This window comes from Streptomyces crystallinus (assembly GCF_039521265.1).
GTDB lineage: Bacteria > Actinomycetota > Actinomycetes > Streptomycetales > Streptomycetaceae > Streptomyces > Streptomyces crystallinus.
Window position 1 is genome coordinate 89,504 of sequence record NZ_BAAACA010000048.1, and the last position, 10,702, is coordinate 100,205.

The following is a 10,702-nucleotide window of genomic DNA, read 5'->3' on the forward strand; positions in this document are numbered from 1 at the left end:
ATGCACACCCCGCCCCTCGCCGGCGGCCCCACCGGCCCCTGTGCCCTGCACCCCCTCCTCGACGTCGTCCTGGCGGCGCTGCGCGAGGGCGCCGTGGGCCGGGGCGGCCCGCTGCCGCACGGCGGACCCGAGGCGGTGGCCGTACGGGTCGCGGCCGCGGTCGGCGAGGTGTTCCCGTCCCGGGGCACCGGTGCCGAGGAGGCGCTGAGCACCCTGGTCCGGACGCTGGCGGAGGGCGCCGCCGACCCCGCCGACCCGCGCTGCGCCGCCCATCTGCACACCCCGCCGCTGGCCCTCGCCGCGGCCGCCGACCTCGCCGCCTGCGCCCTCAACCCGTCCCTCGACTCCTGGGACCAGGCCCCCGCGGCCGCCGAGCTCGAAGCCCTGGTCACCCGGGCGCTGGCCGCCGAGTTCTGGCCGGGCGGCGACGCGCTGGTCACCAGCGGCGGCACCGAGTCCAACCAGCTCGCCCTGCTGCTGGCCCGCGAACGCCACGGCGCCGTCCAACTGGTCCAGGGCGCCAACGCCCACCACTCGCTCTCCCGCGCCGCCTGGCTCCTCGGCCTGCCCGAGCCGGTCACCGTCCCGGCGCCCGCGGGCACCCTGGACCCGGCGTCCCTGGACGAGGCCCTCACCGCTCTGCACCGCCCCAGCCTGGTCGTCGCCACCGCCGGCACCACCGACACCGGCGCCGTCGACCCGCTCCCCGAGATCGCCGCGCTGTGCGCCCGGCACGGCGCCGAACTGCACGTGGACGCGGCCTACGGCGGGCCCCTGATCTTCAGCGACACCCACCGCGACAGGCTGCGCGGTCTCGAACACGCCCACTCCGTCACACTCGACCTGCACAAACTCGGCTGGCAGCCGGTCGCCGCCGGGCTGCTCGCGGTCCGCGACCCGGCCCGCCTCGCCCCGCTCGCGCACACCGCCGACTACCTCAACGCCGACGACGACACCGAAGCGGGCCTGCCCGACCTCCTCGGCCGCTCCCTGCGCACCACCCGCAGGCCGGACGTACTGAAGATCGCCGTCACCCTCCGCGCCCTCGGCCGCACCGGCCTCGCGGACCTGGTCGACCGCACCCTCGCCCTCGCGCGGTCCTTCGCCGCCCTCGTGGCGGACCACCCCGCGCTCGACCTGTACGAGCAGCCCGCCCTCTCCACCGTCCTGTTCCGCCCGACGGGCGCCACCGACGACGAGGTCGCCGGGATCCGCCGCGCCCTGCTCACCGAGGGCCGGGCCGTCCTCGGCAGGGCCCGCGCCGACGGGCGCCTGTGGCTCAAGGCCACCCTGCTCAACCCCCACACCACCACCGGCGACCTGGCACAGCTCCTCAAGACCGTGGAAGGCAGCACCCCGCGATGACCGCACCGGCACCCGTCCAAGACATCGACCGCCCGCACGACCTGGTGGGCATCGGAGTGGGCCCGTTCAACCTCTCGCTCGCCGCCCTCGCCCACGGTGTGCCCGGCGGCCTCTCGACCGCCTTCTACGAACAGCGCCGCGCCTTCCACTGGCACCCCGGCCTGCTCATCGAGGGCGCCACCCTCCAGGTGCCGTTCCTGGCCGACCTGGTGACCCTCGCCGACCCCGCCAGCCCCTGGTCGTTCCTCAACTACCTGCGCCACCGCGAGCGGCTGTACCCGTTCTACTTCGCCGAGCGCTTCCACATCCAGCGCACCGAGTACGACGCGTACTGCCGCTGGGTCAGCGAGAACCTGCCCGGGATGCACTTCGGACACCAGGTGGACGCGGTGCGCTGGAACCCCGAACGGGAGGTGTTCGAGGTCGACTTCACCCAGCTCGACGCGCACGGCCAGGCCGAGGCGCTGGGCCGCGCCTTCGCCCGCAACCTGGTCCTGGGCGTGGGCACCGAACCCTATGTGCCCGAGCCGCTCAGGCCGCTCGCGGACGCGCCCGCGGTGCCGGTGATCCACTCGGCCGACTACCTCGACCACCGCGACCGCTTCCTCGCCGCCGACCACATCACCGTCGTCGGCTCCGGCCAGTCCGGCGCCGAGGTCTTCCTCGACCTGCTGCGCAACCGCCCGCCGGGCCGCGAGCGGATCACCTGGCTGGCCCGCACCGAGACCTTCGCGCCGATGGAGTACTCCAAGCTCGGCCTGGAGCACTTCACCCCGGACTACACCCGCTACTTCCACGCGCTGGCCGAGCCCGTACGCGACGAGCTGGTGCCCCGCCAGTGGCAGCTCCACAAGGGCATCGACGCGGACACCATGGCCGCCATCCACGACGAGCTCTACCGCCGCACCCAGCACGGCGGCTGGCCGGACGCGACCCTGACGCCCGGGGTCGGCGTCCGTACGGCGGGCCGGGTCGCCACCACCAAGGTCGAGCTGCACCTGGAACACGCCCAGCAGGGCGTGCGCTCCCGGCTGACCACCGACGCGGTGGTCCTCGCCACCGGCTACCGGGAGCGCCCGCTGGCCCGCATGCTGTCCGGGCTCGACCCCTATATGCGGCTGGACTCCTCCGAACGCCCGCGCGTCGACGAGGACTTCCGGCTGGTCCTGGACAGCTCGGTCACGGGCGCCGTCTACGTCCAGAACGCCGAGAAGCACACCCACGGCGTGGGCGCCCCCGACCTGGGCCTGGCGGCCTGGCGCAGCGCGACGATCCTGAACACCCTGACGGGCAAGGAGCCCTACCCCCTGCCCGCCCGGACGGCGTTCACGACGTTCGGCCTCGCCCAGCAGGAACAGACCCGCCCGGCACCCAAGGCGCCGGGCGGGCTGATCCCCCTCGAGGGCTGATCAGAAGACGGGAACCCCGTCCCGGACCAGCTTCCAGTCCACGGAGGCGAACGCGGCGGGGTCCACCACACCCTTCGCCTTCACCCACGCGATGATCGTGTTGCGGATCTCCTCGGAGTTCGCCCACACCTGCTTCGCCTTGGCGACATGCGGGAAGTTGCCGCCACCGTTGGCGCGGTAGTTGTTCACCGCGAGCACGAACTGCGCGGCGGGGTCCAGCGGCTTGCCCTGGAAGGTGAGGTTCACGATCCGGGAGCCGGCCGGCTTCGCGATGTCGATGTCGTACACCAGGCCCGACACCGCGTCGTAGTTGTAGTCGGGCGTGTTGTCCGCGTTCGTCAGCTTCGCCGGGTCGACCGGCGCCCCGGCCGGCGTCTGCACGTAGTACCGCGCCGAGAACTCCAGATAGTCCTTGAGCTGCGCACCCGTGAGCACCCGCGCCTCGAGCGTGTTCTCGAACGGGTACAGCCCCGCCGCGTCCTTGATGGTGACCTGCCCGGAGGGGATCACGGCCGTGCGCGAGAAGCAGGACGCTTGCGACAGCACCGGCAGGGCCGCGTACGCGCCGCCCGCGAGCGCCGCCTTCACCGTGTCCACCTGGACCGCGTTGATCAGGTCGATGATCGGCTCGTCCTTCCAGGCCGCCTCGGCGGTGGACATCGCCGCCTTCGAGGTGCCGATGACCTGGTTGACGTACGCCACGACCTTCTTGTGCTCGTCGGAGAGCAGCCGGACGATCTTGGGGTCCTCGGGGGCGGTGTTGGAGTTGAGGACCTTGGCGCCCGCCTTCTCGACCGTCCAGCGGCCCTTCTCCCACACCAGGTCGAAGTCGAAGACGGTCAGCCGCTGCCCCCACTTCAGCGGCTCGGAGAGGACGACCTCCTTGCCGGTCTGCTTGTTGGCGACGCGGTACTCGGGGATCTCCGTGTGCGCGTGCCCGACCAGGATCGCGTCGATCCCCGGCACCTGCTGGGCCACCAGCGCGGCCGCGTTCTCGATGTAGGGCAGCTGGTCGCCGTACGAGGAGGTGCCGGAGGAACCCGAGTGGGCGGCCACGACCACCACGTCCGCACCCATCGAGCGCAGCTTGGGCACCCACTTCGCGGCCTGCTCCTCAAGGCCCGGGAAGACCATCTTGCCGCTGACGTTGGCCTTGTCCCAGATGGCGATGCCGGGGTTGGTGAGGCCGAGTACGGCGACGCGCACGTCCCGCCCGTGCGGGGTGCACAGCCGCTTGATGACGTACGGCTGGAAGGCCGGCTTCAGCGTCTTGGCGTCCAGCGCGTTGGCGCCGAGCAGCGGGAAGCGGCACTGCTCCTCGAACTTGCGCAGCACCGGGATGCCGTAGTTGAACTCGTGGTTGCCGAGGGCGGCGGCGTGGTAGCCGATGGCGTTCATGGCCTGCGCCATCGGGTGCACCGGGCCGTGCTTGGCCGTGATCGGGTCGACCTTGGCGTAGTAGTACGACAGCTGGGTGCCCTGGATGGTGTCACCCGCGTCGATCATCAGGGTGTTGTGGCGGCCCTTCTCCTTGCGGACCTGCTCGACGAGCGTGGAGATCTTGGCGAGGCCGACGTCGTTGTGGGCCTTGTCGTCGAACTCCTTGTCCGTGAAGTAGTCCCAGTTGAAGACGTTGCCGTGCAGGTCGGTGGTGCCCATGACGCTGAACGAGTACCGCTTCGGCGCACGCCCGCGGCCGTGCTCGTGGGCCTCGGCGGGGACGGCGGCACCCCCGGCTATGGCCGCACCGGCTCCGGCGGCGGCCGTGGTGCCCAGGAACGTCCTACGGTTCAGCGGCATGTGATGTACTCCCTGACGGTGTGTTACGCGCGTAGACGTCCTCGACGCGCGTAGAAGGTCCAGAGGATTTTGGCGCAGAACAGCCCCCACGCAACACCCCTGCCAGGTTTCGATCGGATGACCACGAAAAACCGACGGCCCCGAGCGACCTTGCCACCCGGGGCCAGCAGTACCCCCTTGCTTTTAGGGGCGCGGGGAACTGCGCGACCAGCCCCCCACGGCCCGCAGACGAGAACTAGCCACAGACAATCCGCGCCCCACCCCAGTCCGCATGGTCATAGTCGACGCCATCCCCCGCGTCGGTGACGACAAGCCGCACCTCAAGCGCACCCGTCAGATCGACGGACAACCGCTCCGCCGCATCGGCGGTCGTGAGCTTCCCGCTGTCGGCCACGAGCGCCCCGTCCCGCCACACCTGAAAGACGACGGACCCCTTGGTCGTCACCTCGTCATCCACACCCACCGCGGTGCTCAGCGAGGAACAGCTGCCCCCCAGGTAGTACGTGACAGAACTCGCCGCATGCGTGCCGAGCCCCTTCGCGTACACCACACCGGCGATGGTGAGCGCACGCCCGTCACCGACGGCCTGCTCCCCATTGCTCCGGTCCTTCTCGACCGGCCCCCACCCGTTCGTGGCGGCCGACCAGGCCAGATCGCTCACCTCGTGCGTACCGGCCGAGGGGCCCGCGCCGCAGGCCAGCTTCGCGTCGGCCCAGTCGGCGTGGTCGTAGCGGATGCCGTCCCCGCCGTCGGTGACGACCAGCCGCAGCTTGGCGCCGCCCCTGAGGTCGGCGCTGAGATGCTTGGCCGGGTCGGCGGCCGTGCGCACCCCGCTGTCCGCGACCAGCGTGGAGTCGCGCCAGATCTGGAACCGTACGGATCCGGTGGTCGCCGCCTCGTCGTCGACGCCCACGTCGACCCCGAGCGAGGAGCAGGCGCCGCCCAGGTAGTACGCGATCTCGCTGGGGGCGTGCGTGCCGAGCCCCTTGGCGTACACCACACCGCCGATGGTGAGCGCGCGCCCGTCACCCGCCGCCTGCTCGCCGTTGCTGCGGTCGCGCTCCACCGGGCCCCAGCCGCCGACCGCCGACGTCCACGGCAGATCGCTCAGCTGGTTCACCCCGGTCGGCGGCGGCACCGGACTGCCCGGGGTCACCCGGAACATGACCGTGCCGTGCGCGGGCACCGAGGCGCTGATGGCGCTGGTGGTGGTGCTGGTGGCCTTGGACCACAGGTCCTTGAGGGCGTACGAGGACGCCCCGTCGATGCCGATGTCCCGTACGGTCGTGGACACCGTCCTCGTCGAGGTGGTCTCGTTGGTCAGGGTGACCGAACGGCCGCCGTCGGCCAGCGGCTTGGACATCACGACAAGACCGCCGGAGCTGGAGACGACCGTGCCCTGCTTGCCGAGCGGGTCCTGGTCCACCGCGATCACGTCGGTGTTCTTGAGGATGGCGAGCGTGGCGGCGCTCGCGGTGCGCAGATCGCTGCCGATCAGCAGCGGCGCGGCCATCTGCGACCAGAGGCTGAAGTGGGTGCGGTACTCGGTGTCGGTCATCCCGCCGTTGCCGACCTCCAGCATGTCGGGGTCGTTCCAGGCGCCAGGACCGGCGTACGGCGCCAGCGACTGGTTCTGGTGCGCGATGGAGATCATGCTCGACCAGGAGTCGCTGATGTCACCGGTGGTCCGCCAGGAGTTGCCGACCGCCGGGGCCCAGGTCCAGGGCTGGTTGGAGCCCCACTCGCAGATGCTGTAGAGGATCGGCCGGCCGGTGGAGCGGGTGGCGGCCGCCAGCGCGTCGCCCATGGCCTTGTAGCGCTGCTTGGCGTCGACGCCGTTGTTGTTGCAGTTGTCGTACTTGAGGTAGTCGACGCCCCAGGAGGCCCAGAGGTCGGCGTCCTGCTGCTCGTGGCCGAGGCCGCCGGGGAAGCCCTGGACGTCGCAGGTCTTGGTGCCCGCGCTGGAGTAGAGGCCGAACTTCAGCCCCTTGGAGTGCACATAGTCGGCCACGGCCTTGATGCCGTGCGGGAAGCGGACCGGGTCGGGGACGAGGTTGCCGCTCGCGTCCCGGTTCGGCATCGCCCAGCAGTCGTCGAGGTTGACGTAGGTGTACCCGGCGTCCTTGAGGCCCTGGGAGACGAAGGTGTCGGCGATCCCCTTGACCATCGTCTCGTTGAACTCGGCCCGGCAGTGCGTGGAGTTCCAGTTGTTGAACCCCATCTGCGGGGTCCGGGCCAGGCCGTTGTCGACGGCGGCGGCCGGGGGCGCGGCCGTGGCGGCCAGCGCGACCAGGCCGCCGGCGAGCAGGGGGAGTGCGGCGAGTGCGGCGCCGGCCCGTTTTCTTAACGTCGTTCTGGACTTCGGCAGCGATGACATGTGCGGCTCCGTCGAGGTAGGGGCGCAGAATTCAACGAGCTCGAACGAAAACGAACATATTCCAGCGTCGCTGCCTGAACATGTCAAGGCTTTGCGCCGGGTCCCGGACAGGGCGCTTCCCGCTCATCGGAGCACCCCGGCGCACAATTCAACAGTTGTCAATAACCCTTCATGCAAAGGTTGTTGAGTAGTCACGCCGGACCAATTCTCTACCGGCCGGTAAGGCCTAGGCTCGAAGCATGCGTCGAGCAAAGATCGTCTGTACCCTGGGGCCCGCCACCGACACGTACGACCAGATCAAGGCACTGGTCGAGGCCGGAATGGACGTCGCCCGCTTCAACCTCAGCCACGGCACGTACGCCGACCACGAGGAGCGCTATCAGCGCGTGCGCAAGGCGTCCGACGAGACGGGTCGCAGCGTCGGAGTGCTCGCGGACCTTCAAGGCCCGAAGATCCGTCTCGGGCGTTTCCGCGAGGGACCCGTACTGCTTGAACGCGGCGACGAGTTCACCATCACGGTCGAGAACGTCGAGGGCGACCGGCACCTGTGCGGCACCACCTACTCCGGCCTCGCCGACGACGTCACCACCGGTGAGCGCATCCTCGTCGACGACGGCAAGGTGGCGCTGGAAGTCGTCGGCGTGGAGGGCCCGCGGGTGCGCACCCGCGTCGTCGAGGGCGGCATGGTCTCCGACCACAAGGGGCTCAACCTCCCCGGCGTCGCCGTCTCCGTGCCCGCGCTCTCCGAGAAGGACGTCGAGGACCTGCGCTGGGCCCTGCGCATCGGCGCCGACATCGTCGCGCTCTCCTTCGTCCGCAGCGGCCGGGACATCGAGGACGTCCACCGCGTCATGGACGAGGAGGGCCGCCGCGTCCCGGTGATCGCAAAGATCGAGAAGCCGCAGGCCGTCGACCGGATCGACGACATCGTCGCGGCCTTCGACGGAATCATGGTGGCGCGCGGCGACCTGGGCGTCGAAATGCCCCTCGAACAGGTCCCGATCGTCCAGAAGCGGGCCATCAAGCTCGCCAAGCGGAACGCCAAGCCGGTCATCGTCGCCACCCAGATGCTGGACTCGATGATCGACAACTCCCGCCCCACCAGGGCCGAGGCGAGCGACGTGGCCAACGCGGTCATCGACGGCACGGACGCGGTGATGCTCTCCGGCGAGACCAGCGTGGGCAAGTACCCCGTGGAGACCGTCCGTACGATGAGCCGCATCGTCGAGGCGGCCGAGGAGGACGTGCTGGCCAAGGGCCTGCCGCCGCTCACCGAACGCAGCAAGCCCCGCACCCAGGGCGGCGCGGTGGCCCGCGCGGCGGCCGAGATGGGCGACTTCCTGAACGCCAAGTACCTGGTGGCCTTCACCCAGTCCGGCGACACCGTCAAGCGGCTCTCCCGCTACCGCTCGCCGATCCCGCTGCTCGCCTTCACCCCCGACCCGGCCACCCGCTCCCAGCTCAACCTCACCTGGGGCGTGGAGACCTTCCTCGGGCCGCACGTGGAGTCCACGGACGCGATGGTGGCCCAGGTCGACGAACAACTTCTGAAGATCGGCCGCTGCCGCCGCGGCGACACCGTGGTCATCACGGCCGGCTCCCCGCCCGGCGTCCCCGGCTCGACCAACCTGGTCCGCGTCCACCACATCGGCGAGGACGACAGCCCCACCGGCTGAATCGCCCGCACCGGGGACCCGGCCGGGCCGAAGGGATGACCTGACGGCCCGGCCTCGGGGCCCCGTGCCGGGCCCCGCCGCCACGCTGACGCCATGTCACATCACCTCAGCGGGCCGCATCTGCGCTCACCCATGGACGACGCGCGCCTCGACCTCACCGACGTGTTCGCGTTCACGGTCCCGGGCGGCCGGACCGTCCTCGTCATGAACGTCAACCCGATCGCCCCCACCGGCGGCCGGGCCTTCCACCCGGACGCCGTCTACCGCCTCAACATCGACACCGACGGCGACCACCGGGCCGACATCGCCTACAGCTTCACCTTCTCCGACCCGGCCGACGACGGGGAGCAGACCCTCACCGTCCACCGCGCCACCGGCGCCGAGGCCCGCGCCCACGAGGCCGCCGGGACCCCGCTGTTCACCGACGCGCCCGTCAGCTTCGGCCCCCGGCCGCTGGTCACCGAGGCGGGCCAGTACCTGGTCTCGGCCGGGCTGCGCAGCGACCCCTTCTTCGCCGACCTCGACGGCATCGTCAAGGACTTCCAGTGGACCGGCGTCGACTGGGGCGCCGACAAGAACGTCTTCGGCATCGTCCTGGAAGTGCCCGACGCCGAACTCGGCGCCGACCCGGTGATCGGCGTCTGGGCCCGCGTCAGCGTCCACCAGCAGGGCGCCCTGACGTCGGTGGACCGGGGCGCGCACCCCTCCCTCACGGCGTACTTCAACGCGGAGGAGGTCAAGGACGCGTACAACGCGGGCGAACCGGCCGACGACTGGGACACCTACCGCGCCCCCTGGACGGCGGTCCTGCGGCACACCGGCGGCTACTCGGAGGAGCTCGCCGAAGAGGCGCTGCGCACGGTGCTGCCCGACATCTTGCGCCTCGACCGGAGCAAGCCCGTCGCGTACCCCAACGGGCGCACCCTCACGGACGACGTCACCTCGGCCCGGCTGGCCATGATCTCCGGCGGGAAGATCCCCACGGACCACATCGGCCCGCACACGGACCTGCTCCCGGAGTTCCCCTACCTCGGCACCCCGCACTGAGGCCCCGGGCCCCTGTCGTACGGGCGGGGGCCCGGTCGTACCGGAAGGAAGGGGGAAGAGCGTGCGACGGGGGCCGGAACCTCAACGGTGCGTGACCATGGATTCGCACGAAAAGTACCCCGGGTCGGATTCGAACCGACGCTGGATGGTGTTTGAGACCATTGCCTCTACCGCTGGGCTACCGGGGCATCCTTGGAACCAAAGGTAGGCGGCTACCCGCCGTGACCACACCTTACCGCAGCTGGGTACGCTCTTGGGAAGCAGTACTTGCCCCGCACCTAGGAGCCCCCGTGACCGCCCCCGAGTCGCCCCAGCCCGTCGCCGACGACGACCAGTCGCACGTCCCGCCGCTGACGACCCGTGTCGTCATCGCCGAGGACGAGGCCCTCATCCGCCTCGACCTCAAAGAGATGCTCGAAGAAGAGGGCTACGCGGTCGTCGGCGAGGCGGGAGACGGGCAGAAGGCCGTCGAGCTGGCCCGGGAGCACCGGCCCGACCTGGTCATCCTCGATGTGAAGATGCCGGTCCTGGACGGTATCTCGGCCGCCGAGCAGATCGCCAAGGACTCCATCGCGCCCGTCCTGATGCTCACCGCGTTCTCGCAGCGCGACCTGGTGGAGCGGGCCCGGGACGCCGGGGCGATGGCGTACCTGGTGAAGCCGTTCTCCAAGAGCGACGTGGTGCCCGCGATCGAGATGGCGGTGTCCCGGTTCACCGAGCTGAAGGCGCTGGAGCAGGAGGTCGCGGACCTCTCCCAGCGCCTGGAGACCCGCAAGCTGGTCGACCGCGCGAAGTCGATCCTCCAGACCCAGTACGGGCTGACCGAGCCGGCCGCGTTCCGCTGGATCCAGAAGACGTCGATGGACCGCCGTCTGTCGATGCAGCAGGTGGCGGAGGCGGTCATCGAGGACGCGCAGGAGAAGAAGGCGGCGCGCGGCTAGGCCCGGCCTTTGACTGCGGCTGATCCGTGGCTGAGCGCGCGGTTCCCCGCGCCCCTAGGTACCCAGGGGCGCGGGGAACCGCGCGAC

7 protein-coding genes and 1 tRNA gene are annotated in these 10,702 nt (G+C 70.8%); 5 read left to right on the forward strand and 3 right to left on the reverse strand.

Going from position 1 to position 10,702, the window contains the following annotated elements:
- Both ABD236_RS30530 and ABD236_RS30535 read left to right on the forward strand, forming a co-directional pair.
- Nucleotides 1-1,365, forward strand: coding sequence for a pyridoxal phosphate-dependent decarboxylase family protein (locus ABD236_RS30530; protein ID WP_344079274.1), 1,365 nt, complete (start codon nucleotides 1-3; stop codon nucleotides 1,363-1,365).
- Complete coding sequence (locus ABD236_RS30535; protein ID WP_344079276.1) at nucleotides 1,362-2,774, forward strand: lysine N(6)-hydroxylase/L-ornithine N(5)-oxygenase family protein; 1,413 nt, start codon at nucleotides 1,362-1,364, stop codon at nucleotides 2,772-2,774. The genes ABD236_RS30530 and ABD236_RS30535 overlap by 4 nt, the downstream gene beginning before the upstream one ends.
- Here the strand turns inward: ABD236_RS30535 and ABD236_RS30540 are convergent, their stop codons facing one another.
- Nucleotides 2,775-4,574 carry a bifunctional metallophosphatase/5'-nucleotidase gene (locus ABD236_RS30540; RefSeq protein ID WP_344079278.1) on the reverse strand — a complete coding sequence of 600 codons (1,800 nt, stop codon included), beginning with the start codon at nucleotides 4,572-4,574 and terminating at the stop codon, nucleotides 2,775-2,777.
- Nucleotides 4,575-4,809: 235 nt separating this feature from the next.
- Nucleotides 4,810-6,951, reverse strand: coding sequence for an NPCBM/NEW2 domain-containing protein (locus ABD236_RS30545; RefSeq protein ID WP_344079280.1), 2,142 nt, complete (start codon nucleotides 6,949-6,951; stop codon nucleotides 4,810-4,812).
- Nucleotides 6,952-7,190: 239 nt separating this feature from the next.
- Between ABD236_RS30545 and pyk the strand changes: the two genes are divergently transcribed.
- Both pyk and ABD236_RS30555 read left to right on the forward strand, forming a co-directional pair.
- Entirely contained in the window at nucleotides 7,191-8,627 is a 1,437-nt protein-coding gene (gene pyk, locus ABD236_RS30550; protein ID WP_344079282.1) for a pyruvate kinase, read from the forward strand.
- A gap of 93 nt (nucleotides 8,628-8,720) precedes the next feature.
- Entirely contained in the window at nucleotides 8,721-9,674 is a 954-nt protein-coding gene (locus ABD236_RS30555) for a DUF4331 family protein (protein WP_344079285.1), read from the forward strand.
- 115 nt (nucleotides 9,675-9,789) lie between these two features.
- Here ABD236_RS30555 and ABD236_RS30560 read toward each other — a convergent pair.
- Nucleotides 9,790-9,862: transfer RNA gene (locus tag ABD236_RS30560), tRNA-Leu, on the reverse strand.
- Between the two features lie 102 nt (nucleotides 9,863-9,964).
- On the opposite strand from ABD236_RS30560, the gene ABD236_RS30565 reads away from it, so the two are divergent.
- Nucleotides 9,965-10,615 carry an ANTAR domain-containing response regulator gene (locus ABD236_RS30565; RefSeq protein WP_344079287.1) on the forward strand — a complete coding sequence of 217 codons (651 nt, stop codon included), beginning with the start codon at nucleotides 9,965-9,967 and terminating at the stop codon, nucleotides 10,613-10,615.
- Nucleotides 10,616-10,702 lie beyond the last annotated feature (87 nt).